Genomic DNA, 24,442 nt, shown 5'->3' on the forward strand with positions numbered 1-24,442 from the left:
AGTGCGAAGGTGATCGACGCAGAGTGGTGATGACCGCGCGGGCGGGTAGGTTCGCGGCATGCGTCTGGAAGCCCTGTTCGAGGACCTGGAGTCACAGTTCGAGGCCCTGCAAGACGGCGATCTGTACGGCGAGGTGGCGGACCGGATCCGCGCCGAGGTCGGCAAGATCACCGTCCTCGACCGCCTGCGAGGCGCCGTCGGGACGGTGATCCGGGTGGAACTGAGGCACGCGGAGCCGGTGCAGGGCACGCTCAGCCGCGTCGGCAAGGACTGCTTGTTGCTAGAGGCTGAGCGCTACGAGGAGTGGCTCATCCCCGACACCGCACTCACTGGTATCCACGGGCTCGGCCCATTCGCAGAGCCGGCGGAGGGAGCCGTCGCAGCCAAGCTCGGTCTCGCGCATCTGCTGCGCGGGATCGCCCGCGACCGTTCACCGGTGACCCTGTACGCCGGCGCGCATCCGCTCACCGGAACGATCGACCGGGTCGGCGCCGACTTCCTCGAGATCGCCGAGCACCCCCTGGACGCGCCACGCCGGCGTACCGAGGTCTACAACTCCCGCCTCGTCCCCACCCAAGCCCTCGACGCCGTCCGCCGCCGCTGACCCACCCCGACGCGCCAGAACGCCTCGTCGCAGCGCCGACCGGCCAGGCCTCGGGCGACTTTGTGCTCGATGTGAGCGTTTCCGCCTGCCCCGAACGCTCAGGTCGAGCACAAAGTGGGCGCGACGACACTGCGGGTCGGCGACGGAGCGGGGGCGGCCGGCTGGGCGGGTTAGAGCTGGGCCTCTTCGGTGGTTTCGGCTTCTTCGCCGAAGGGGTGGGAGTCGATGAACTGCTTGGTCTCGGTGTAGAGGCGCTCGATGTACTTCTCCAGCTCGGACGACTCCACCCGCCACTGGCCGCGGCCGCCGATCTTCACCGCGGGGATGTCGCCCCGGCGGACCAGGGCGTAGACCTGGTTGGCCGAGATGTTCAGGACCTCGGCGACGTCGGACAGCTGGAGGAAGCGTGGAGCCGGCATACGCGCTAGATCCCTTCGAGAGGTCGGTTGCTTCAGTTTGCCACGGTTGACATCTGGATGACCCCGTTTGTCCCCAGGCCCCGCCGCCCTGTGGATGACGGTCAGCGCCGGACCGCCGGACACGGCAGAATGTCGGTCGCCGAGGGCAACCGAGCGCGATCGCCCGCAATCAATCGGTGACCGATACAAATCGAAATCTGGGGAGTGTTCCGAGTGGCCGACAGTCCTGTGCTGCGGAGTGGGTTCGCGGCGCCGTCAACGCCGACCCTGCGGACCCGGCGGGCGCGCTGGAAGGACGGCCGCCTGCTGCTCGGCGTACTGCTGGTCGCGATCACCGCGCTGGCCGGCGCCAAGCTGCTGTCCTCGGCCGACGACACGACCGCGGTCTGGGCCGCCAAGCGCGACCTGCCGATCGGCCAGACCCTCACCGGCGACGACCTGACCACCGTCAACGTCCGCTTCACCAGCGACACCGCCGCGGGTCAGTACGTCACCGCCGACGCCGACCTCAAGGGCCTGATCGTCACCCGGCCGGTCACCAAGGGCCAGTTCGTACCGCGCGACGCCGCGACCCCCAAGATGGACAGCGAGCGCACCGAGCTCCCACTGTCGGTCGCAACCGGCCACCTCCCGTCCGACACGGCAGTAGGCGACCACGTCGACGTCTGGGTGGTCACCAAGGACGCGCCCGCCAGGATGCTCTGGACCGAGGTCCGCGTAGTACAGGTCGACCAGGTGAAGGGCGTATCCGGCAGCTCAGCCCGCAGGCAGGTGCTGATCGCGCTCGAAGCCAACGACGTCACCAAGCTGTCTGCGACCCTCGCCCTGCTCAACAACGGCGAACCAGTCCTCATCAGGCGGGGCAGCTGATGTCCGTCCCCGTCCTGCTCGCCGTCACCGGCGCGCCCTGGGAAGCAGACGTCGTACGCCGGGCCGAGCGCGCCAACGGCATCCGCGTAGTCCGCCGCTGCGTCGACATCGCCGACGTGATGGCCGCGGCCGCCAGCGGGCAAGCACGAGCCGTGGTGCTCGCAGAGGACCTCCCCAGGCTGACCTCCGACGCAGTAGCCGCCCTCCACGCCAGGCACATCGCAGTGGTCGCCTTGGTCGACCCCTCCGACAACGGCGAACCCTCAGGCGCCGAGGACCGCCTGAGCCGGATGGGTATCGAGCGCATCCTCCCCGCCGACGTCAGCGCGGATGACCTCGGCCGGGCGATTATCGACGCCGTCGAGTCAGGCCCGCCGGCAACCGTCTCTCACTTCGCCGGCGGCTTCGTACCGTTCAACAGCGAGTCCCCACCCAACCCTGAGCCCTACGGCCAAGGCACCGGCCGGATCATCGCCGTCTGGGGCCCCACGGGAGCACCGGGCCGCAGTACGGTCGCCGTAGGACTCGCAGCGGAGTTGGCCGCACGCCAAATCCCCACGCTGCTGGCCGATGCCGACGTGTACGGCGGCACGGTCGCCCAACTGCTCGGCATGCTCGACGAGACCTCAGGCCTGGCCGCTGCAGCGAGATCAGCAAGCGGCGGCTCCCTAGACGTAGCAGTGCTCGCCCGGCACGCGAGACAGGTCGGGCCGAACCAACTGGTCCTCACCGGCCTCAGCCGCGCCGACCGCTGGACAGAGCTGCGTCCCACCGCAGTCGAGTCGGTCTGGTCGACGGCCAGGATGCTCGCACCCTGCACAGTGGTCGACGCAGGCTTCTGCATCGAGAGCGACGAGGAGATCTCCTTCGACACCCTCGCCCCACGCCGCAACGGTGCGACCTTGGCAACGCTCGAGGAGGCCGACGAGGTGGTCGTGGTCGGGACAGCCGACCCGGTCGGCCTCACCCGGCTGATCAGGTCCCTCCACGAGCTCAGAGCGGCCGTGCCAGGTGTCAATACCCGGGTAGTGGTCAACAGGGTTCGCTCAGGGTCGCTCGGGAGTTCCCCGGCCGACGCAGTGACAGAGGCCCTGACCCGGTACGCCGGGGTGGAGCCTGCCGCGCTGCTCCCCTTCGACCAGGCGGCCTGCGACGCTTCCCTGTCGCACGGCCGGAGCCTGGTGGAGGCGGCGAAATCCAGCAAGCTCCGTAAGGGAATGCAGCAGCTGGCAGCCGGGGTAGTCAGGGATCTGTTCAGTTGAAGATAGGGGGTTAACCCCACCGACAAGGCCCTGGTCCTGTGCCAGGGTTGAGCCATGTCCGATATCGAGGGCCGTCCGGCCAGCACGATGAGTCCCGAGCGCCGGTACGGGATCGCGATCTCGGTCGCCCTGATCCTGGGCGGCGTGTACTGGGCGCTGACCAGCCTGAGCGAGGACACCAAGACCAGCCACCAGACCTACCCGGTGGCCGGCACCGCGCTGTCGATCAACACCAGCTCGACCGACCTCCAGGTGCACTCCGGTGACGTCAAGGAGATCACCGTCGACCGCAAGTTCGAGCGCAACGCCCTCGGCTCGGACCCCAAGGACGACTACGACAACGGCAAGCTGGAGATCAGCGACTCCGGCTGCGGGTTCCTGTCGTTCGGCTGCCACACCGACTACGTGGTGACCGTGCCGAAGGATCTCGACGTGACGATCAGGACCAGCAGCGGTGACCTCAAGGTGGTCGGCCTGGGCGGATCGACCACGCTGGAGTCGAGCTCCGGCAAGATCGAGGCGCAGGGCCTGTCCGGCAGCCTGACGCTGGAGTCCTCGTCCGGCGATCTCGAGGCCTCCGGTCTGAGCGCGAGTTCGGTGACGTCGAAGAGCAGTTCCGGCAGCGTCGAGCTGAGCTTCACCACGGCGCCGACGACCGTCGACGTGACGACCAGTTCGGGTGACGCGCTGGTCCGGCTGCCCGAGGGCGTCGAGGCGTACAAGGTCGACACCGACAGCAAGTCCGGTGACGAGAACGCCGAGGTGAAGACGGACCCGGCCGCGACCCGCACGATCAAGGTCAAATCGTCGTCCGGTGACGCGGTGGCCGAGTACGACCGGTGAGCGGGCGGCCGGAACCCGTGATCATGTCCTGAGTAGTCTTGCGCGCATGCCTGACGACACGCCCGTACTCCGTGGCCTGCTGGTGGACTGGGGTGGGGTGCTCACCTCCGGTCTCGACGACGCCCTGGGTCGCTGGGCCGAGTTGGACGGTCTCGACTTCGAGGCGTACTACCGGGCGATGGTCGACTGGCTGGCCGCCAGCCCGGTCGAGGCCGAGGTGAACCCGATCCACGCGCTCGAGCGCGGCCAGATCGCGGTTCCCGACTTCGAGCGCAAGCTGGCCTCGATGCTGGTCCGCAAGGACGGCGGCCCGGTCCAGGCCGAAGGCCTGATCGAGCGGATGTTCGCGCACTTCGAGCACCAGCCGCAGATGTCCGCGCTGATCCGGCGCGCCCGCGGCCACGGCATCAAGACCGCGCTGCTCTCGAACTCCTGGGGCAACAGCTACCCGCGAGAGACCTGGGACGGCATGTTCGACGACATCGTCATCTCCGGCGAGGTCCACCTGCGCAAGCCGGAGCCGGAGATCTACCACCTGGCGGCCCAGCGACTCGCGCTCCGGCCCAGCGAGTGCGTCTTCGTCGACGACCTCGAGCTGAACGTCGCCGCCGCCCGCGAGCTCGGCATCACCGGGATCCTGCACACCTCGTACGACGAGACGCGCCGCGAACTGGAAGCCCTCTTCGGAGTCGATCTGACGTGACCATGACCTCCACCACACCAGGCACTCCGCCGAGCACCGACCGCCGCTGGATCGTCGTCGCCGTCCTCGGCTGCGCGGCCTTCGTCGCCCTCGGCGCCTGGGCCTACGGCCTCTTCGACGGCATGATCGACCTGCGCGTGTACAGGCTGGGCGGCTCGGTCCTGCTCGACCGCGCTTCCCTGTACGACGCACAGCTCCCGGGCTCGGGTCTGCCGTTCACCTACCCGCCGTTCGCGGCGATCGCGATGGTGCCGCTGGCCGTCGTGCCGTGGGGCGTCGCGCTGGTGGTCTGGACGACCATCTCGGTGCTCTGCATCGGCCTGATCTGGCGGGCCGCGTTGCCGGCCAATGCCTGGAGCCTCGTCCCGAACCCGTGGCGCGAGCGGCGGATCGTGGTACTGGCCGCGCTGACCGGGTTGTCGTTGCTGCTCGAACCGGTCTGGCAGACGATCCAGTTCGGCCAGATCAACTTGTTGCTCACCGCAATGATCCTGCTCGACCTGGTCCGGCCCGCGAACGCGAAGTGGCGTGGGTTCTGGGTCGGCGTGACGATCGGGGTGAAGCTGACGCCGCTGCCGTTCCTCGCCTTCCTGCTGATCACCAAGCAGTGGCGGGCGTTCCGCAACGCGGTGCTCGGGCTGCTCGCGACGATGGCGATCGGCTTCGCGGTCGTACCGCACCAGTCCTGGGAGTACTGGACCGTCGTCATCCGCAACGCGAACCGGGTCGGCGGCCTGGCGTACACGGCGAACCAGTCGTTCATGGGCTTCCTCAGCCGGCTCGGCGACGAGGCGTCCTGGGTGAAGCCGGTCTGGTTCCTGCTGTCGGCGATCTTCGGCCTGGCCGTCCTCTGGCTGGCTCGCAAGTACTGGCAGGCCGACGAGCGTGTCACCGCCATCTCCGTGATGGCCCTGGCCGTCCTCTACGCGTCGCCGGTCAGCTGGAGCCACCACTGGGTCTGGATCATCCCGCTAGGCATCAGCCTGATCCGCGCCGTCCACCGCGAGTGGGGCACCAAGCCCGCCCTCATCACCGGCATCCTCTGGTACGGACTCTTCGTACTTCGCTCCATCTGGTGGGTCCCGTTCCGCGACGACCGCGAACTCAGCTGGACCGTCTGGCAGTCCATCCCCGGCAACTCCCACCTGATCCTCGGCATGCTCGCCTTCCTGACCCTGACCTACACCAGCCGCTCCCTGCCCGGTGCCTCCGCCGCAGCAGAGGCACCGGCCAAGCAGGGCTAAGCCGAGAAGAGCAGGAGCAGGCCGCCGACGGTGTAGCCGACCATGACCACCAGGAGGGGGAGTTGGCCGGCTAGGGCCTTGTTGCGGGGGAAGAGGGCTACTGCTCGGTCGTGGGCGGAGACGACGCCCATCAGGTGGCCGCAGACTACGGCGAGGACCTGGATGACCGCGATTGTCGTGCTGTGGTTGGTGATTCCGGTGTTGAGGCCCAGGAGGCCGGTGCCGAAGATGTTGGCGCCGTTGGACAGCGGGTCGCTCAGGTAGATGAGCGTCCGCTGGCCTTCCAGGATCAGCAGGGTCAGGTAATGCGCAACGACGTACCCGAAGGCGATCGGTACGACGGAATGCGCGAACAACCCAGGAAGCGCCGACCGTGAGCTGTCCGACAGCCTTCCGGCCAGGAGAGTCGCGCTCGAATACGTCACCAGCACGAACAGGATGAAGACGATCAGCGCGAGCGTGCCGAGCGTCGTCATCGAGTAGTCGGTGTTCTGCGCCCAGCCGATCCACGCGGTCGAGTTGGAGAAACCGTCGTACGCCGTCGAGCCGAGCAGCGCGGCGACCATACCGACCAGGCCTGGTTGTGCCTTCAGCCCGTCGAGGTTCTCCAGCGGTCGCCGGATGACGAGCTTGCCGTCGTCGCGCCGGCCCCACGGGGACAGCCTCGCCATCAGCGACGCGTAGACCTCGAACGGGTCGGCCGTCGAGAACCACCGATCACCGAACAAGAGAGCGCCGAACAGCGTGATCACGACGTACAGCGCGAGCCACGCCTGCAGGACCGGCTGGGTGGCGCGATCCGGGGCGACCAGTTCGAGCCAGGTGAAGGCGAAGACGCCGAGCGCGGCCGGCCACAGACCGAGCCACTTCGGCAGCGTGAGAAGGCCTTGGGACGGCGGCTGCCGGAGCAGCTTGCTGAGCAGCAGGTGGATCGTGCGCAGCGGGTTGAGGGTGCGCCAGACCGGGCCGAGGAGCAGTGAGATCGGAACCAGCCCGACCCAGACCAGGATGTAGACGAACCCGAAGATCGGGTTGGTCAGCCGGTCCACACCGAAGACCAGCGCCACCATCGCGTACAGGAAGATCGCCAGCCCGACCGCCCGGACGAACCAGCGGAAGCCGGCCGAGTCGACCGTCCGGGTGACCGCGTCCGGCAGCGCCTTGCCGGACTTGTCACCCCGGTACTTCGGGTTGCGCCAGGCCAGTCCGAGGACGACGAACGAGAGCGCGATCGCCACGCCGGCGCCGCCGACGGCGAGCCCGAACGGTACGGGCAGGTCTTGCCGGCCGCCGATCCCGTGCAGAGGCAGCAGAAGAGACATCACTGTGAGGCCGTCGGCGGGTCAGGAGACGACGAGCTTGGCGACCAGCTTGCCGCTCTTGTGCGTCTCGATCTCGAAGGTGCCCTTCATGTTCGCCTCGAACTTCACCGAGCTGGGCTTGCCCGGCGCGAGCTCCAGCTCCTTGTCGTAGCCGTGGATGTGCAGCTCCTCCTCGGCGTCGCTGACCGCGGTGATCAGCACGGTCTGGCCGGCCTTCACCTTGACGCTGGCGCCGCTCGGGTTCACCTTGCCGTTGGCAACGATGACGTTGATGGTCACGTCCGCGGTCTCGCCGGACGGGTCGGTGGTGTTCGACGGCGACTTGGTGTTCGGCGTGCTGCCCGGGGTGCCGGCGGTGCCGGTCGGCGTCGACGCCGGCGCGGTGGTGGGCGCGCTGGTCGGGTTGCCGCTCGGGCTCGAGCTGCTCTTGGAGTCGTCCCCGCAGCCGGCCAGGACGAGCATGCCGAGAGCGGGCAGGAGCGCGAGCGCGGTACCACGGGAGAACGTCGAACGCATGAGACGAGGGGCCTTTCAACGGGTCGATTCAGTTGCCGGGCGTCGGACACGCCCTCTTGCCTGACGAACGCGCAGGGCCCAGTGTTCCCGCTATGCACCATCAGTCGTGTCACGATCGCTGACAGCCAGGTTCGCCACCAGCAGCCAGTGTCGCAGCCCACTGTCGGCGGTCCCGGTTAGGGTGACTGAACACGAAACCTCAACGCCGAAGGAGGGCCCGCGAATGCCGGACCGGTTGTCGTCGCTGGACCTGACCTTCCTGAAGGCCGAGAGCCCGGCCACGCCGATGCACGTCGGCACCGTGGACATCTTCGAGCCGCCGGTGCACGGCGACGACGGGTTCGACTACGAGAGCCTGGTCGCGCTGATCCGGGACCGGATCGCCTTCGTGCCGCGGTACCGGCAGCGGATCCAGCAGATCCCGGGCCGGTTCGCCGGGCCGATCTGGGTGGACGACGAGGATTTCGACATCACTTTCCATGTACGCCGGTCCGCGCTGCCGCGCCCCGGCACGCATGCGCAGCTGCTGGAGCTGGTCGCCCGGATCATGTCCCGGCGGCTCGACCGGGCCCGGCCGCTGTGGGAGATGTACCTGGTCGAGGGGCTGCAAGGGGACCGGTTCGCGATCATCGCGAAATCCCACCAAGCGCTTGTCGACGGCAACAGCACGGTCGACATCGGCCAGGTCGTCCTGGACGCCACGGCCCACCCGCGGGACACCCCCACCGACACCTGGCAGCCCGCCCACCCGCCCTCGGCCCTGGAGCTGCTCGCCGGTGTGTTCGCCGACGCGACGCGGTCCCCGACGGCAGTGCTGGAGCTGGCGCGGGCCGAGATGACCAGCCTGACCGGTTCGACCTCCCTGCGTGAGGTGCTCGGTGACGTGGTCGGCTCGGTGGTCGCGCAGCGGCACGTCCAGGAGAGCTCGCTGCACGTCAAGACGTCGGGGCAGCGCCGGTTCACCACCGTGCAGACCGACCTCGAGGACTACCGGGCCGTCCGGGCCATGCACGGCGGCACGGTGAACGACGTGATCCTGGCCGTGGTGGCCGGCGCGCTGCGCGCCTGGATGATGACGCGTGGTGAGTCGGTGAGCCCGACGCGCGGGGTGCGCGCCGTAGTACCGGTGAGCATCCGGGACGACGATGACGAGGAGCCGACGTCGCTCGGCTCGCGGGTGATCGCCTCGACGGTCAACCTGCCGGTCGGGGAGAACTCGCCGGTCATGCGGCTGCACCAGATCTCGTACCAGACCAAGGTGCACAAGGACACCGGGCGAGCCGTCAGCGCCCGCTCGCTGGTCGGGATCGCCGGCTTCGCGCCGACCACGCTGCACGCCCTCGCGGCGCGGGTGGCGACGGCGACGGTGCGGCCGATCGACGACGTGGTGATCACCAACGTGCCCGGCCCGCAGTTCCCGCTCTACGCCCAGGGCGCGCCGATGCTGGCGTCGTACCCGGTGGTGCCGTTGATGCCGGGGCAAGGACTGTCCGTGGGCGTCACGTCGTACGACGGGAAGGTGTCGTTCGGGCTCAACGCGGACCGGACGGCGATGCCTGACCTGGCCGTCTTCGCGCAATGCGTGACGGACGCGCTGGACGAGTTGTTGGATACGACCAAGGGGAGTCGTAGCCGCGCAGCGCGGGGACGCAAAAAACCCCGCAGTACCAAGAAGGCGGGCTCATGAGGATCTACATCCCATCCACCATTCCCCTGCTCGACGCCGCCTGCCACGCGGGGGAGTTCGGACCGGCGCCCCAGACCGTGTACGCCGTGACCCCGGCGCTGCGCGAGTGGTTCGCGACGGCCGACGACGAGGAGCTCGAGTACGCCGCGATGGAGCAAGCGGCCCGGGCCTCGGTCGGACTGATCGCGGCCGACCCGACCGCCCCGCGGAAGCGGGTCGTGGTGGCCTGCGACGTCGCGGCGATCCCACCGGCCGATGGCACAGTCCAGCTGGGCGATGCGCGGCTGGAGCTGCACGTGGTCGTGCCGTGGACGGCGGTCGCGGCGGCGCATCTCGACGGCGACCCGGCCGTGGAGGTGGTCAGCAAGGCTGCCGAGCTGTGGGACGTGGCGCACGGCGATACCGCGGATCCGGGCCACGAAGACGCTGTCTTCGCCCTCGACTCGTGCGAAGGTGAAGACCTGCTGTGGTACGCGACACAGGAGATCCCGGATTTCCTCGCGGCCGTCGGGCCGCGCGGCGGTCTGCAGGACCGGACGGGCTGAGCGGACGAACTGGACTCGAGCTGGGCGACGAGCTGACAGGGAGCTGATGGCGATGCAGGCGATCTGGAAGGGCGCCATCTCGTTCGGGATGGTCACGATCCCGATCAAGGTGTTCTCGGCGACGGAGGAGAAGGACATCTCCTTCCGTCAGGTGCATGTCGCCGACGGCGGCCGGATCAAGTACAAGCGGGTCTGCTCGATCGACGGCGAGGAGGTCCCGTACTCCGACATCGGCAAGGGCTACGAGATGGCCGACGGCCGGATGGTGGTGCTCGAGCCGGAGGACTTCGCCGACCTGCCGCTGTCGAGCAAGAAGGTCATCGACGTGCTGGAGTTCGTGCCGGCCGACCAGGTCGACCCGCTCTACCTGGGCAAGTCGTACTACCTCGCTGCCGACGGCGGCCCGGGCGCCAAGCCGTACGTGCTGCTCCGCGATGCCCTGGAGGGCTCCGAGCTGTACGCACTGGTGAAGGTCGCGCTGCGGTCGCGTGAATCGCTCGGCCTGCTCCGCACGCACGACAACGTGCTCGTCCTCCAGGTGATGCTCTGGCCGGACGAGGTCCGCGACTCGTCCTTCGCGGCACCGGACGAGGACGTGGAGATCCGCAAGCAGGAGAAGGCGATGGCGGAGTCGTACATCGACACCCTGCGCGGCGAGTTCGACCCGGATCAGTACCACGACGAGTACCGGCACGCGCTGGAGCAAGTGGTCGAGGCGAAGGCTGCCGGCGTACCGCTGCCTGCCGAGGCGGAGGAAGAGGAGACCGAGGGCGCCGAGGTCGTCGACCTGGTCGCAGCTCTCCGTGCTTCCGTCGAGGCTGCCAAGGCTCGCCGGGCAGCCGGGGGCTCCGGTGGTGGTGGTCAAGGCGACGCTGCTCCCGCCAAGAAGGCGCCTGCTGCGAAGAAGGCTCCGGCCAAGAAGACCGCTGCCGCCAAGAAGGCAGCCGCGCCCGCGAAGAAGACCGCTGCCAAGAAGGCCACCAAGAAGTCGGCCTGAACCGGTGGAGTTCCGCCTGTTCGGAGGGGTCGACGTCCTGTCGGCCGGCCGGTTGCTGGATGCCGGTTCGCCTCGCCAACGGCTGGTGCTGGCCGCGCTGCTCGTCGACCCGGGCCGCGCGGTCACCATCGAGACCCTGGTCGACCGGGTCTGGGACGAGGATCCGCCGCCCGCTGCGCGCAACGTGCTGTACGCGCACCTGAGCCGGATCCGCCGCATCCTCGGCCCGGACATCAAGGTCGAGCGACGCCAGACCGGCTACCTGCTGGGGATCGACCCGGACCAGGTCGACCTGCATCGCTTCTGGCAGCTCGCGGACCAGGCGAGCAACCCGGAGTACGGCGCCCAGGACCGCGCGAGCCAACTCGCGAAGGCGCTGGAGCTGTGGCAAGGGATCCCGCTGGCCAACCTGCCAGGTGCCTGGGCCGCGCAGGTTCGTGATCGCTGGGACCGGCGTCGGGTGGATGCCATCGTGCAGTGGGCCGAGTCCGAGCTCCGTCTGGGCAACACTGCCACGGTGATCGCGGAGCTGCCGGATCTGATCGCCGTGTACCCCTTGGTCGAGCCGCTCGAAGCCCTGCTCATGCGAGCCCTGCACGTAGCCGGGCGGCCTGCGGAGGCGCTTGACCGCTACGCCTTGGTTCAGCGGCGTCTGGTGGAGGAGCTCGGCGCGGATCCGGGGATCGAGCTGAGCGAAGTCCATCGATCGATCTTGCGCGGCGAACTCCCGGTCCAGCCGGCCGCGAGGCTCGCGGTGCCGGCCCAGCTGCCGCCGGACACGTTTGGCTTCGCCGGCCGGGTCAGCCACTTGCGCCGCCTGGACGGCATCCTCGCGAACGGCGCAAAGGGCGGTATCGCCGTGGTCTCGGGGACGGCCGGTGTCGGCAAGACCGCCCTGGCCCTGCGCTGGGCGCATCAGGCGCGCGACCGGTTCCCCGACGGCCAGATCTACCTGAACCTCCGCGGCTTCGATCCAGGCGGTACGCCGGTGAGCCCGGCCGAAGCAGTCCGGACCCTACTCGACGCCTTCGCCGTGGAACCGGAGCGAATCCCCGCCGGTCTGGAGGCGCAGATCGGGCTCTACCGCAGCCTGGTCGCCGATCGCCGGGTTCTGATCGTGCTGGACAACGTGGCCGACGCGGACCAGGCCAGGCCGCTGCTGCCGGGCGCTCGGGAGTGCCGAGTGGTCGTGACCAGTAGGAACCAGCTGCGCGGCCTGCTGACAGCCGACGGAGCCCAGCCGGTCACCCTCGACCTGCTCTCGATCAGCGAGGCCCGCTCGCTGCTGGCTCAGCGTCTCGGCGCCGACCGGGTGTCTGCCGAGCCGGCGGCTGTCGACGAGATCATCACGCACTGCGCGCGGCTCCCGTTGGCCCTCTCGATCGTTGCGGCGCGGGCCGTCACCTATCCCGAGTTCAGCCTGGAGGTGTTGGCGAGCGAGCTGCGGGCGGGCTTGGACGAGTTCGCCGGGGCGGACAGCGCGACCGACGTACGGGTTGTCTTCTCCTGGTCGTACCTGCGGCTTTCGCCGGAAGCGGCTCGGCTGTTCCGGTTGCTCGGGCTTCACCCCGGCCCGGATATCGGCCTGCCGGCGGTGGTCAGTCTCGCTGCCGAGGCGCCTCGGCAGGTGCGGCGGTTGCTCGGCGAGTTGTGCGCGGCGCATCTGCTGACCGAGCACGCGCCGGGCAGGTACACGTTTCACGATCTTCTGCGGGCGTACGCGGCTGAGCTGGCGTTGGCCGAGCACCCAGAGCCCGAGCGGCGTGAGGTGTCGCAGCGGATGCTCGATCACTACGTGCATACCGGCTATCTGGCGGACGGATTGCTCAACACCCGCCGCGACGATGATCCGACCGTACTGGCGGAGGTAACGCCGGGGGTTGCTCCCGAGTGTCCATCGTCGTACGACGAAGGGCTCGACTGGTTCACCACCGAGCTGCCCGTGCTGTTGTCGGTGGTCCGGACGGCCACGGATCCGTGGCAGCTCGTCTGGACGATGACCAGATTCCTCGCCTATCGGGGGCTCTGGCAGGAATCCCTGGATGCGCTCGGCGTTGCGGTCGCGGCCGCCGACCGGTCGGGTGACCAGGCCCGGCAGGCGTTCGCGTATCGCTACCTCGGCTGTGCGCACATCCGGCTCGGCCAGTACGACGATGCGAGGGTCCAGTTGCAGGCGGCCCTCGACCGGTACTCGGCGTCCGGCGACACGGTCGGCGCCGCACATACGCATCGGCACTTCGCCTGGATGCTCGATCGGCAGGCTGCGCATGCGGAAGCGCTGGAACATGCCGAGCTGGCGCTGGCGCTCTTCGAGGCGGCCGGTCATCGGGCCGGGCAGGCGCGTTCGCTCAATGCCGTCGGCTGGTTTCACGCGATGGTCGGCGACTACGTCGATGCCTTGCGCAACTGTGAGCTCGCCCTCGAGTTGCAGACGAGTCTGGCCGACCGCTTCGGACAGGCCGAAACGCTCGACAGTCTTGGGTACGTCCAGCTGCGGCTCGGCCGGTTCGCGGAGGCGATGGATTCGTATGAGCGGGGCGTCGCCTTGTTCCAGGCGGTCGGTGATCACTACAACCAGGCCGACACACTTGCCTCGCTCGGGGACGTCCACCACGCCGCCGGCGACGACGAATCTGCCCGGATCGCCTGGGCGCGGGCGGCCGACGTACTGGAGCGGCTGGGCCACCCCGACGCGGACACTCTTCGGGCTAGACTCGCACCCTGAAAACGCCTTGCCGTGGTGCACGACCGCGAGGCCGAACCTGGGGGAGAGCAATGGCCGAGATCATTGTCAGCGCCGAAGACGTCGCCCAACTGGTGACGACGCTGGACGAGCTGAATCTGCCGGAGCCGCAGCGAGTCCTGCTGTCAGGGCTGCTGGGGTTGGCCGCCGAGGTCATCAACAGAGGTGAGCGGACCGCGGCCGTCGAGGTGACCGAGCCGGTACCGTCGTTCGCCGACCAGTTCGCGACCGCGTTCACGCCGGGCGTGGTGCGCAGCCTCGACGCGGGCGGCACGGGCGCGGTCAGCTTCACGCAGTCGTCGAAGATCACCCGCTTCGCCGGCGAGTAGCCCCGGGCCGCCTGATGCGGACGGTCCTGGTGTCCATGCCGTTCATGGACGTCGATCGGCCCTCGATCCAGCTCGGTCTGCTGAAGGCGATCGCCGGGCAGCAGGGCTTCGACGTCCGGACGCTGCATGCCAATCTCGACTTCGCGGCACAACTCGGGGTCGAGCTGTATCGCAAGCTGTCCGAGCACCGCGGCCGGCTGGTCGGGGACTGGCTGTTCTCTCTCGAGGCCTTCGGCGACGAGGCGCCCGATGTCGAGGGGGCGCTGCTGGCCGACCACGATTTCGGCTACCTCGGCGATGACGCCGATCAGCTGCTGCGCCGGATTCGCGACGTCGAGGTGCCGTTGTTCCTCGACAATCTGCTGGAAACCCTTCCCTGGAAGGATGTTCAGGTCGTCGGGTTCAGCTGTACCTTCCAGCAGAGCGTGGCGTCGTTCGCCTTCGCGCGGCGGCTGAAGGAGCGGTACCCGGAGATCGTCACGGTCTTCGGCGGCGCGAACTTCGACGGTGAGATGGGCCGGGAACTGGCCAGGTCGATCGACTGCATCGACCACGCGGTCGTCGGTGAAGGCGATACGGCCTTCCCCGCACTCCTGCGCAAGCTTGCCGAGGGCAATGAATTGGGGAAGGTCGGCAGTCAGCCTCTGATGACGAGGATGGCGGATCTGCCCGCTCCGGACTACGACGAGTACTTCGAGCGATCGCGGCGTCTCGGCGTCTTCCCGGACGACCTGTGGATCCCCTTCGAGTCCGCCCGTGGTTGCTGGTGGGGCGCGAAACACCACTGCACGTTCTGCGGCCTCAACGGCACGACGATGCAGTTCCGGTCGAAGCCGGCCGAGCGGGTCGTCGCCGAACTCGCGGGCCAGGCGGCGCGGTACCAGACCTCCCGCTTCGAGGCTGTCGACAACATCATCGACATGGCCTATCTGAAGGACCTCTTCCCGGCTCTCATCGACGCCGGTACCGATTACGAGCTGTTCTACGAGGTCAAGGCCAACCTCAGCCGGGCGCAACTCGAGCTGCTGGCCAAGGGCGGGGTACGGGTGCTCCAGCCAGGACTGGAATCGCTGAGCAGCAACGTCCTGCGCCTGATGGACAAGGGCGTTCGGGCCGCTCAGAACGTCAACTTGCTGCGCTGGGCGCAGTACTACGGGATCCAGGTCGAGTGGAACATCCTGTGGGGATTCCCTGGCGAGACGGCCCAGGATTACGCGGACCAGGCTTCCGTAGTACCGGAGCTGGTGCACCTCCGGCCGCCGTCGAGCGCGGCCCGGATCTGGATGGAACGCTTCAGCCCGCTCTTCTCCAGCCCCGGCCGTCGCTCCCCGGAGAGCAGCTACCGGCACGTCTATCCGGCCGGCGTCGATCTCGGGAAGGTCGCGTACTTCTTCGAGTACGACCTTCCGGGCGCCCTGCCCGACAGCGCGTACGACGAGCTGCGGAAATCCGTCGACGAGTGGAAGACCGCCTGGACCGGCGACCGGCTCCCGACCCTGCGGTACTGGTCGTCACCTGGCCGGGTGGAGATCTACGACAGCCGCCGGCCGGGTCGCGAGGGCACGTACACGTTCCAGAAAGCGCTTGCTGACATCTACCTCGCCTGCAGTGACCGGCCGACCACCGCGAGCGCCGTCGGACGGTCGTTGGAGCTTCCGGTGGAGGCTGTCAGAGAGGCTTTCGCCGGTTTCGCGGAGCGCGGCCTGGTGTTCCTGGACGAGGACCTCGCCGTCGCGCTGGCCGTCCCCGCGGAGTAGACCTGTCAGGTTCGTGGTTCTCCTTTGGACATGGCACCATGGCAAGCGTCAGTTCTGGAGGCCGCCCGCTGAGACCCAGTCGAGCCGAACGAGGAGCACCGCACACCATGGATGCCGTCACCGCAGTACCCACTCCGATCAACGAGACCGTGCGTGGGTACGCACCCGGTTCGCCCGAACGGGCCAGCCTGGAGGCGAAGCTCAAGGAGTTCAACGCGGCCGGTGCGATCGACCTGACCTGCACGATCGGCGGCGAGCAGAAGCTCGGCGGCGGTACGCCGTTCCAGGTGGTCCAGCCGCACAAGCACGCCCACGTGCTCGGCACCCTCGGCAACGCGACCGAAGCTGACGGCAAGGCCGCCGTCGACGCGGCCCTCGCGGCCGCTCCGGCCTGGCGCGCGCTGTCCTTCGACGACCGCGCGGCGGTCTTCCTCAAGGCCGCCGACCTGCTGGCCGGCCCGTGGCGCGACACGCTGAACGCGGCGACCATGCTCGGCCAGTCCAAGACGGTCCAGCAGGCCGAGATCGACGCCGCCTGCGAGCTGATCGACTTCCTCCGCTTCAACGTCGCGTTCGCGCGCAACATCATCAACGACCAGCCGATCTCCTCGCCGGGGATCTGGAACCGGGTCGACTACCGCCCGCTCGAGGGCTTCGTCTACGCGATCACCCCGTTCAACTTCACCGCGATCGCCGGCAACCTGCCGACCGCGCCCGCGCTGATGGGCAACACGGTGGTCTGGAAGCCGTCGCCGACGCAGCAGTTCGCGGCGCACTGGACGATGCGGCTGTTCGAGGCGGCCGGGCTGCCCGCCGGTGTGATCAACCTGGTCACCGGCGACGGCATCGACGTGAGCAAGGCGGCGCTGACCCACCCGGATCTGGCCGGCATCCACTTCACCGGCTCGACGAAGACCTTCCAGTCGTTGTGGGGCACGGTCGGCACGAACATTTCGGCGTACAAGACGTACCCGCGACTGGTCGGCGAGACCGGTGGCAAGGACTTCATCCTGGCGCACCCGTCGGCGGACCCGGCGGTGCTGAAGACGGCGATGGTCCGGGGTGCTTTCGAGTACCAGGGTCAGAAGTGCTCGGCCGCCAGCCGGTCGTACGTCCCGCGCAGCGTCTGGAACCAGATCCGCGACGACATCGCCGCCGAGACCGACTCGCTGACGATGGGCGACGTGACGGACCTGTCGAACTTCATCGGCGCCGTGATCGACGACCGCGCCTTCGCCAAGCACAAGGCGGCGCTCGACCGGGCCCAGCAGACGGCCGGCATCGAGGTCCTTGCCGGTGGCACCTATGACGACTCCGAGGGCTACTTCGTCCGGCCGACGCTGCTCGTCTCGGACGACCCGACGGACGAGATCTTCTCGACCGAGTACTTCGGGCCGATCCTCGGTGTGCACGTGTACGAGGACGGTGACTTCGAGCAGGTCATGAAGCAGATGGAGAACTCGGCGCCGTACGGGCTGACCGGCGCGGTCATCGCGCAGGACCGGCACGCGGTCGCCGAGGCCGCGGAGTACCTGCGCTTCGCCGCCGGCAACTTCTACGTCAACGACAAGCCGACCGGCGCGGTCGTCGGCCAGCAGCCGTTCGGTGGAGCGCGCGCCTCCGGTACGAACGACAAGGCCGGCTCGATGTGGAACCTGATCCGCTGGGCCAGCCCCCGCTCGATGAAAGAAACCTTCACCCCACCCACCGACTACCGCTACCCCCACCAGGGCTAGGCCGCTTCTACGGGCGGGGGCCAGGTACTTGGCCCCGCCCGTGCTCGCATTGCGGGTTGGAGTGTTGAGGCCTCGAAGTGCAGCTGGGTGTTCAGGGGCGGGTCAGGCCGTCAGGCCTCGGCGGACTGTGATGTAGAAGGAGGTCAGGTCTTCGATCAGGGCTTCTACCTGGTCGGGGATGAAGGGGTCGGCGTCCAGGAGCCAGTCGGCTATCAGGTCGAAGAGGCCGCCTACCAGGCCGATGGCGATGGCGTGGCGGGCGCGCAGGTCGGTCTCGTCGCGGGCCAGGGGGTCGGCGGAGTCGGGGACTTCGTCGTACCGGTCCCAGATCTGTTCCAGGAAGCCGGCGGCCCAGCGGCGGTTGGTGCGGCGTTGGCGCTCGACCGTCTTGGAGATGCCGCCGGCCTGGCCGAAGGTGACCTTGGCGACTCGTGGGTCGTCGAGCAGCGCGTGCGCGAAGGCGGCGACGATGCCGGGGACAGCCTGGCGTTCGTTGCCCTCGGCCCGGGCCGCGACCGCCATCATGTCCGCCATCAGGCGCTCCGACGTCCGCTGCAGCAGCGCGACGTAGCAGTCCTCGCGGTTGTCGAAGACCTCGTAGAAGCTTTTCGTCCCGACGTACGCCGTACTGCAGATCTGCTCGATCGACGTGCCCAGGTAGCCGTGCGCGGCGATCAGGTCGAGCGCGGCGTCGAGCAGCTGCTCGCGGCGCTCGGCTTTGCGCTGCTCGGCCGTCAGACCTCTGATCACTCGCCCCATGGAGCGACGTTACCCCCGGTGGCTGGTTGATAACCACTCGGCGAGTTATGAACACGAAGGCTTGTTCATAACCGCGAGACGTGCTCCACTGTCGGTCATCCCGTCGTCACCGAACGACACTGCCCCTCGGGAGCCGCTATGAGAACTGTTCTCCGGCGAGCCGCAGCCAGCCTGGTGGCCGCTGCACTGCTCGCTAGTACCTTCACTGCCTCGGCACAGGCCGCCGCACCCAGCTCCGGCTTCGACAACTGGTCCTGCAAGCCGTCGGCCGCGCACCCCAACCCGCTGGTCTTGCTGCACGGTCTGGGCGGCAACGGGCCGGGCAACTACTCGTTCCTCGGCCCGTACCTCGCGGCGAAGGGGTACTGCGCCTTCACGCTCACCTATGGCCAGGCGACGCCGGCCATCCCGGTCGGCGGGACGGTCTCGATCGTCCAGTCGTCGGCGGAGATCGAGGCGTTCGTCGATCGCGTGCGGGCGAGCACGGGGGCGGCGAAGGTGGACATCGTCGGGCACTCGGAGGGTGGGTTCCAGAGTCTGTACGGGCCCAAGGTTCGCGGGTACGCAAGCAAGGTCGGCAAGGTGGTCGCGCTCGCGCCGCCGACCCACGGGACGACGTTCGGCGGTCTGGTGAGCGTCGGCGACTACCTCGGGCTGCGACCGCTGGTCGACCAGGTACTACGGGAGTTCGGCTGCCCGGCTTGCGACGAGATCATCGTGGGTGGAGCCGAGGTGGCGAAGCTGACGGCTGGGCCGATCGCGCAGGCGGGGGTCAAGTACACGGTGATCGCCTCGCGGGCGGACCTGTTGGTGACGCCGCATGAGACGTCGTTCATCCGGGAGCCTGGCGTGCGGAACGAATTCGTCCAGGACACCTGCCCGCTTGATCCGGTCGGGCATGTGGGGCTTGCGTTCGATCCGACTGTGGCGCAGCTGGTCGCCAATGCGCTCGACCCGGCGCACGCGTCACACGTGCTGTGCGGCTTCGGCCCGCCGCTCTAGACCTGGGGGCGGCGCGGATGCCGGCACTGCAGGGGAGCCGGCATCCGCGCCGTTGCTTTACCCGCTGCCGACCGGTTGCGGTGCGGCGCGGTGGTTGCCGGGGCCGGCTGCCGTCAGGCGGTGCGGTGGAGGGCTTGTGCGGCGGGGGCGATCAGGACCGCCGAGCCGCAGGCCACGCAGATCCATTCGTCGGACAGGTCGTCGGCGGGGTGATCGCCGGGATTGACCCGCTCGAACGGGACCGTGTCGTCGCAGAGTACGCAGTACCAGGTGTCGTCGATCGGGCCGCGGCGTCGGGTACGCATCAGAAACCCACCTCCGATAAGTCCTTCTCAGGTTGCCATCGGAGGTGGGTTCACCAGGTCAGCGACACGGCTCGCGGCGCCAGTTGTCGCCGGACGGTCAGTCGCCGGCGGGCGCGATCAGTTGTCGCCGTTGTGCCAGTCGCGGCCGAGGTCGTGCTCCTTCTGCAGCCCCTTGCGGATCGCGTCCACGACGAACGGCTCGATCTTCTTGCCGATCAGCGGCACCGCGACCTTCACGTCCAGGTCGATCGCCTGCACGGTCTCGCCACCGGTCGAGGTGATACTCGCGCTGCCCTTGAGGGTGACCGGCGTGTTCGCGATCTCGCCCTTCACATCGGCGTTCCGCGATCCGTCCGCGTTCGCCGGGTGCCAGGTCTCGGTCTGTACGACGGTGAGCGTGCCACCGACGAACTTCCGCGCGATGTCCGGCACATCGTCCGACGGCATCTCCCGCTGCACCCGCACCACGGTGTCCGCACCGGACTGACTCACCTTGACGTCGTACGACAACGCCTTGGTCTTCTCGCAGGCCTGCTCGCGAAAAGTAGCGTCGGTGACGATCGCGAAGACTTCCTCAGGGGTGGCGTCATAAGACGCCGACATCTTCAGCTCCATGCCGCACATCATGACACTGCCCCCGTACTACGACCCGCCCACGCGCCCGCCGCCGCTCGCTCCTCCGCCGGTCCCCGCTCTGGGCGCTCCCACCCACCCGGTGACAATTACCGCTCTTCCGTCGTGCAACCACCCAGGTGGCACCCCGACCCCCGCACGTGGTTGCCCACGGCCTCGACCTCAACGACCGGCGCGACCACTTCGCCCTTGAATCACCCGCCGAGTACCCCGGCCGATGCCGGAGCGCCCCCTTCGCATCCGGAAGCTCATCGTCCGGGTCGACCGCTAGCGTGCCGGAATGGCAACCCACTGGACCCTCGGCTGCGACGCCCGCGACCCGCGCCGACTCGCAACCTTCTGGGCGCTCGCATCGAACTACGTCCCCGAGCCCGGCTACGACGACCCCGAAGGCGCCTCGATCGTCGACCCCGCCGGCAAAGGCCCAGCCATCGGCTCCTCGATGTCGCCGAACCAAAGACCTCCAAGAACCGTATGCACATCGACATCCGCGTAGCCGGCGAAGCCCCTGGGACCTGACCGGCCGCGACCGCCTGATCCGCGCCAAGGCCCCTGAACTGGTGGCCGCCGGCGCCACGGTGATCCGAGAGGAGTCCGACGGCGACCACCTGCACCACGTCGTCATGCTCGACCCCGAAGGCAACGAGTTCTGCGTCGCGTAGGCCGCGGCTACCGGGGTGGTTGGCTTGACCGGATCTTATGACTATTATCTGATTAGATAAGGGTGTGAGGAGGTGCTGAGGTGGACCAGGACAGTCGGGCGGTTTGTGAGCAGCTCGATCGTGCTCTCGTTGAGAGTGGGATGTCTCAGGCTGCGTTCGCTGCTGCGCTCGGCACTTCTGCCTCCCGCTTCTCGACCTACCGTTCTGGCCGGACCAGGCCGACGGCGCAGTTCTTCTTGCGGGCCGGACGGATTGCTCATGCCCTTCACGCGGCGCGGGAGTACCGGATCATGACTGCTCCGGCTACCGCGGCGGCCATTCGCGAGGCGAGCGATGACGATTGGGCTTGGCGGATGCTGCTTCAGGGGCGCGACCATCTGCGCTTGTTGCTGCGCCGTCATGATGGTTCCGAAGCCGCTTGGGAGGCGGCGCCGGCCACGACCGGCCGGGCGAGCTTCGACACTCTGCTTGCTGTTCTGACCGCGCACGAGTTCGAGGCAGCAGGCGAGGAGCCACCCGAGTGGAGCCGGACCGAGGCGCTCGCTGAGCCATGGATCCCCGAGCATCCATTTCTGGATCGCGATGAGATCGTCGAGCAGACTCCCGCCTACCTGGCACGGGCGAACATCTTCGTTCCTGCTCGCGACCTGATGACAGCGTGAGCGACCCACGCAACGAGTTCACGGCCGGTGAGATCGTCGATCTTCTGTCGGACCTCGACCAGCGCCTGACGGCACGTGGCATTTCCGCGGCGGTCTTCGTCGTCGGAGGCGCCGCGATCGCCGTTACCTCCGACGACAGTCCCCGCCGGACCGAGGACGTCGACGCCATCACCCGCGATGAGGCCGTGATCGAGGAAGCTCGTGTGATGGCGCGTGAGCGCAAGCTTCCCGAAGACTGGCTGAATACCAGTGCCAGTGCGTGGATGCCGCCCTTGCCGGAGGGGGCACTGCGGCGGGGTGAGGCGCCCGGCCTGCACATTACGTATGCCAGCGACGAGTTCCTGTTGGCGACCAAGTTGGTCGCCCAGCGCCGCAAGGATGCTGCCGACATCGTTGCCCTGGCCAAGCGTCTCTCCATGGAGCATGCGTCGGCCGACGACCTCGAACGGCTGATCCATCGCTACTACACCGATGAGGATTCGCTCGAGTTCATCCTCGACGGCAACGATATCGGTCGCGAGACGCACCTCCTGGCGGTCAGGGCCGCACGGCTGCTGGCCAGTCAATCAGTCTGAGCGGAGCAAATCGGGCCGGCGGTGCGCGAAAGACGGGTAGAGACGTCGCCGGTCCGGGGCGCACACCGCGACGCAGGAGCGAGGAGCGGCGGGGCGTGGGGGACGCAGGAGTTGGCGGATTGCAGGAAGTTGCAGTGGTCGGGTGGGGAGGGAGGACCTTTGCGTCGGTAGGGTTTCAGGGCTACGGGGGTGGCTACGTGAGGAGTTTTGGTGAGGGTTTTCAGGGCTGCTGTGGTTTCTACGGTGGTTGCGTTGGTTGGTGGGGTGGTTGCCGGGGCTGGGGCGGCGGGGGCTGAGGATACGAAGATTGTTTCGTATCTGGGGTACGAGGTGAGTGTGCCTGCCAGCTGGCCTGTGGTGGATCTGGCGAAGGATCCGACTGCTTGTGTGCGGTTCGATCGGGCGGCGGTCTACCTGGGGCGGAGTACTGCGCAATCCGATTGCCCAGCGCATCTTGTGGGGCGGGGTGAAGGGCTGGTGCTTGCGCCGCTCACCGCGCCGGCGAGGTCGAGCGAGGGTGAGCTGCAGGTTGCGGTTGAGGGCGCTGGGGTGTTGGCGACCGCGTACTACGTGCCTGGGGCGGATCAGACGGCCCGCAAGGTGCTTGCTAGTGGTCGGGTGACGGCCACGGCGAAGAGGAATGCGGTTCAGGCGCCGCGGGCGGTTCAGGTGACGCCTTCGATCATCGCGACCAAGAACATCTACCAGCCGGCGTTCGACATCTGCGACGCGCCGGCCCAGAGCACCATGGATGCCTGGAAGGCGCCGAACTCGCCCTACCGCGCGATCGGCATCTACATCAGTGGCACTTCCCGTGGTTGCCTTGCGCAGCCCAACCTGACGCCGCAATGGGTCGCCGCGCAGGACAGCGCCGGCTGGCAGTTCCTCCTGATCGACGTCGGTAAGCAGGCGCCCTGCACCGGCTTCTCGAACAAGATCTCCACCACCCCGGCCACGGCAGTCGCCGAAGGCCGGACGGCCGCGGCCAACGCGGTCGCTGCAGCGCAGGCGCTGGGCTTCGCGCCGCGGAGTGCGATCTACAGCGACATCGAGCACTACACGACGACAGCGGCTTGCAAGGCTTCGGTGCTTTCGTACCTGAGTGGCTGGACGCAGGAGCTGAACTCCCGCGGGTACGTCGGTGGCGCGTACGTCGGCGCGTCGTCCGGTGGGGCGGACCTGGCCAGCGCTTACACCAGTACGGCGTACACGCGGCCGGACAACCTGTGGTTCGCCCACTGGAAGAACACGCCGGTCCTCACGAGCCGGTTCATCCCGGCCGGCTACTGGGCGGCGCACCAGCGGGTGCACCAGAACGAAGGCGACGTCAGCCGGACCTACAACGGTGTGACGCTCAGTGTCGACGAGAACATGCTGGACCTGACCATGCCGCCTGCAGCCGTCACTGGTGTCACTGGCACCGGCCGGAACGGGTCTGCGGTACTGCGCTGGACCCTGCCCTCCACGACCATCAGCCAGGTCGTCGTACGCCGCAACGCGGGCAAGGTCGCCCCAGCGCTACCGACCTCCGGCACGGCGGTCTACGCGGGACCGAGCATCAGTGCTGTCAATGCGGGCGGCCTGGTGAGCGGTACCGGCTACACCTTCCGTATCTGGGTCAAGGACAAGTACGGCAAGTTCAGCCCGGGTGCTGACAAGTACCTCGCCGGTACTTCGAGCAGCGCCGCCGCAAGCGCTGCGTCCATCATGTACACCGGGTCGGTCACCCTGAAGAGCCAGGTCAAGCGCCTGGACACCGGCGCGGTGCTGTCCGGCGTACCGGTCACCCTGTACGCCAAGGCCATCAACGCGTCGAAGTGGACCGCCGTCGCGACGGTGACGTCGTCCACTACCGGTGCCGTCGCAGCGGTACACAAGCCGTCCGTCACCACGCGGTACATGTGGACCTACAACGGCAGGACCGACGTGCTGGGCTCGGCCAGCCCGATCGTGACGGTTGCCGTGCACCCGGCGATGTCGAGCTACCTGTCCCCGGCAGCGATCAAGCTGGGTGCGAGCAGTGTCTTCTACGGCTACCTGAACCCGGCCCACGCCGGCACGAAGACCTACCTGCAGCGCAAGTCAGGCACCAAGTGGGTCGCGGTGACCAACGCCAAGCTCTCGGCCAACGGCAAGTACACCTACGCCATCAAGCCGACCGCCCGCGGCACCTACACCTACCGCGTCGTCTGGCTGGCCGACGCGGACCACCAAGGCACCCAAACAGTCGCCAAGGTCCTCACCGTCAGCTGACAACTACCCCGTCT

Annotated in this window: 24 protein-coding genes; 18 read left to right on the forward strand and 6 right to left on the reverse strand. The window is 68.3% G+C overall.

Annotated features, from left to right (window positions below):
- Positions 1–58: 58 nt before the first annotated feature.
- Positions 59–604 (forward strand): hypothetical protein, encoded by a 546-nt coding sequence (locus ABD116_RS40445; RefSeq protein ID WP_343983736.1) that lies wholly within the window; start codon positions 59–61, stop codon positions 602–604.
- Between the two features lie 170 nt (positions 605–774).
- Here the strand turns inward: ABD116_RS40445 and ABD116_RS40450 are convergent, their stop codons facing one another.
- Complete coding sequence (locus ABD116_RS40450; protein WP_343983739.1) at positions 775–1,023, reverse strand: helix-turn-helix domain-containing protein; 249 nt, start codon at positions 1,021–1,023, stop codon at positions 775–777.
- A gap of 213 nt (positions 1,024–1,236) precedes the next feature.
- Between ABD116_RS40450 and ABD116_RS40455 the strand changes: the two genes are divergently transcribed.
- Genes ABD116_RS40455 through ABD116_RS40475 form a run of 5 tightly spaced genes read left to right on the forward strand, consistent with a single transcriptional unit; the run spans position 1,237 to position 5,945 of the window.
- Positions 1,237–1,893, forward strand: coding sequence for an SAF domain-containing protein (locus ABD116_RS40455; RefSeq protein WP_343983742.1), 657 nt, complete (start codon positions 1,237–1,239; stop codon positions 1,891–1,893).
- A complete protein-coding gene (locus tag ABD116_RS40460; protein ID WP_343983745.1) occupies positions 1,893–3,155 on the forward strand; it encodes a CpaE/TadZ family protein in 1,263 nt (420 codons plus the stop codon). The genes ABD116_RS40455 and ABD116_RS40460 overlap by 1 nt, the downstream gene beginning before the upstream one ends.
- A gap of 54 nt (positions 3,156–3,209) precedes the next feature.
- Positions 3,210–3,998, forward strand: a complete 789-nt coding sequence (locus tag ABD116_RS40465; RefSeq protein ID WP_343983748.1) for a DUF4097 family beta strand repeat-containing protein — start codon at positions 3,210–3,212, stop codon at positions 3,996–3,998.
- A gap of 46 nt (positions 3,999–4,044) precedes the next feature.
- Positions 4,045–4,701 carry an HAD family hydrolase gene (locus ABD116_RS40470; protein ID WP_343983751.1) on the forward strand — a complete coding sequence of 219 codons (657 nt, stop codon included), beginning with the start codon at positions 4,045–4,047 and terminating at the stop codon, positions 4,699–4,701.
- A 2-nt stretch (positions 4,702–4,703) separates the two neighbouring features.
- Positions 4,704–5,945, forward strand: coding sequence for a glycosyltransferase 87 family protein (locus tag ABD116_RS40475; protein ID WP_343983866.1), 1,242 nt, complete (start codon positions 4,704–4,706; stop codon positions 5,943–5,945).
- Here the strand turns inward: ABD116_RS40475 and ABD116_RS40480 are convergent.
- Both ABD116_RS40480 and ABD116_RS40485 read right to left on the reverse strand, forming a co-directional pair.
- The gene (locus ABD116_RS40480; protein WP_343983753.1) at positions 5,942–7,267 is read right to left on the reverse strand and encodes a hypothetical protein; all 1,326 of its coding nucleotides are present in this window, start codon (positions 7,265–7,267) and stop codon (positions 5,942–5,944) included. The genes ABD116_RS40475 and ABD116_RS40480 overlap by 4 nt on opposite strands.
- 21 nt (positions 7,268–7,288) lie before the next feature.
- Entirely contained in the window at positions 7,289–7,783 is a 495-nt protein-coding gene (locus ABD116_RS40485; RefSeq protein WP_343983755.1) for a cupredoxin domain-containing protein, read from the reverse strand.
- 223 nt (positions 7,784–8,006) lie between these two features.
- Here ABD116_RS40485 and ABD116_RS40490 point away from each other — a divergent pair, with 223 nt between their 5' ends.
- From ABD116_RS40490 to pruA, 7 genes are all read left to right on the forward strand, one after another.
- Entirely contained in the window at positions 8,007–9,470 is a 1,464-nt protein-coding gene (locus tag ABD116_RS40490; RefSeq protein WP_343983758.1) for a WS/DGAT/MGAT family O-acyltransferase, read from the forward strand.
- On the forward strand, positions 9,467–10,015 hold the full coding sequence (locus ABD116_RS40495; RefSeq protein WP_343983761.1) for a DUF6912 family protein: 549 nt from the start codon (positions 9,467–9,469) through the stop codon (positions 10,013–10,015). The genes ABD116_RS40490 and ABD116_RS40495 overlap by 4 nt, the downstream gene beginning before the upstream one ends.
- 52 nt (positions 10,016–10,067) lie before the next feature.
- A complete protein-coding gene (ku, locus tag ABD116_RS40500; protein ID WP_343983765.1) occupies positions 10,068–11,012 on the forward strand; it encodes a non-homologous end joining protein Ku in 945 nt (314 codons plus the stop codon).
- A gap of 4 nt (positions 11,013–11,016) precedes the next feature.
- Positions 11,017–13,737 carry an AfsR/SARP family transcriptional regulator gene (locus ABD116_RS40505; RefSeq protein ID WP_343983769.1) on the forward strand — a complete coding sequence of 907 codons (2,721 nt, stop codon included), beginning with the start codon at positions 11,017–11,019 and terminating at the stop codon, positions 13,735–13,737.
- 50 nt (positions 13,738–13,787) lie between these two features.
- On the forward strand, positions 13,788–14,084 hold the full coding sequence (locus ABD116_RS40510) for a hypothetical protein (protein WP_343983772.1): 297 nt from the start codon (positions 13,788–13,790) through the stop codon (positions 14,082–14,084).
- Positions 14,085–14,119: 35 nt separating this feature from the next.
- Positions 14,120–15,841, forward strand: a complete 1,722-nt coding sequence (locus ABD116_RS40515) for a RiPP maturation radical SAM C-methyltransferase (protein ID WP_343983869.1) — start codon at positions 14,120–14,122, stop codon at positions 15,839–15,841.
- Positions 15,842–15,948: 107 nt separating this feature from the next.
- On the forward strand, positions 15,949–17,577 hold the full coding sequence (gene pruA / locus ABD116_RS40520; protein ID WP_343983775.1) for an L-glutamate gamma-semialdehyde dehydrogenase: 1,629 nt from the start codon (positions 15,949–15,951) through the stop codon (positions 17,575–17,577).
- A 102-nt stretch (positions 17,578–17,679) separates the two neighbouring features.
- Here the strand turns inward: pruA and ABD116_RS40525 are convergent, their stop codons facing one another.
- Positions 17,680–18,336, reverse strand: coding sequence for a TetR/AcrR family transcriptional regulator (locus ABD116_RS40525; protein ID WP_343983778.1), 657 nt, complete (start codon positions 18,334–18,336; stop codon positions 17,680–17,682).
- Positions 18,337–18,474: 138 nt separating this feature from the next.
- Between ABD116_RS40525 and ABD116_RS40530 the strand changes: the two genes are divergently transcribed.
- Positions 18,475–19,338, forward strand: coding sequence for an alpha/beta fold hydrolase (locus ABD116_RS40530; protein ID WP_343983781.1), 864 nt, complete (start codon positions 18,475–18,477; stop codon positions 19,336–19,338).
- A gap of 113 nt (positions 19,339–19,451) precedes the next feature.
- Here ABD116_RS40530 and ABD116_RS40535 read toward each other — a convergent pair whose 3' ends face one another.
- Both ABD116_RS40535 and ABD116_RS40540 read right to left on the reverse strand, forming a co-directional pair.
- Positions 19,452–19,643, reverse strand: a complete 192-nt coding sequence (locus ABD116_RS40535; RefSeq protein WP_343983784.1) for a hypothetical protein — start codon at positions 19,641–19,643, stop codon at positions 19,452–19,454.
- A 117-nt stretch (positions 19,644–19,760) separates the two neighbouring features.
- The gene (locus ABD116_RS40540) at positions 19,761–20,258 is read right to left on the reverse strand and encodes a DUF2505 domain-containing protein (RefSeq protein ID WP_343983788.1); all 498 of its coding nucleotides are present in this window, start codon (positions 20,256–20,258) and stop codon (positions 19,761–19,763) included.
- Between the two features lie 290 nt (positions 20,259–20,548).
- On the opposite strand from ABD116_RS40540, the gene ABD116_RS40545 reads away from it, so the two are divergent.
- The 4 genes from ABD116_RS40545 to ABD116_RS40560 all read left to right on the forward strand — a co-directional run bounded on the left by ABD116_RS40545 (position 20,549) and on the right by ABD116_RS40560 (position 24,428).
- On the forward strand, positions 20,549–20,938 hold the full coding sequence (locus tag ABD116_RS40545) for a VOC family protein (RefSeq protein WP_343983791.1): 390 nt from the start codon (positions 20,549–20,551) through the stop codon (positions 20,936–20,938).
- Between the two features lie 140 nt (positions 20,939–21,078).
- Positions 21,079–21,600 (forward strand): helix-turn-helix domain-containing protein, encoded by a 522-nt coding sequence (locus ABD116_RS40550; protein ID WP_343983794.1) that lies wholly within the window; start codon positions 21,079–21,081, stop codon positions 21,598–21,600.
- Positions 21,597–22,175: a DUF6036 family nucleotidyltransferase gene (locus tag ABD116_RS40555; RefSeq protein ID WP_343983797.1), complete on the forward strand. Its 579-nt coding sequence runs from the start codon at positions 21,597–21,599 to the stop codon at positions 22,173–22,175. The genes ABD116_RS40550 and ABD116_RS40555 overlap by 4 nt, the downstream gene beginning before the upstream one ends.
- 210 nt (positions 22,176–22,385) lie before the next feature.
- Positions 22,386–24,428, forward strand: a complete 2,043-nt coding sequence (locus tag ABD116_RS40560; RefSeq protein WP_343983800.1) for a DUF1906 domain-containing protein — start codon at positions 22,386–22,388, stop codon at positions 24,426–24,428.
- Positions 24,429–24,442 lie beyond the last annotated feature (14 nt).

Source organism: Kribbella koreensis (assembly GCF_039525325.1).
Classification (GTDB): Bacteria; Actinomycetota; Actinomycetes; order Propionibacteriales; family Kribbellaceae; genus Kribbella; species Kribbella koreensis.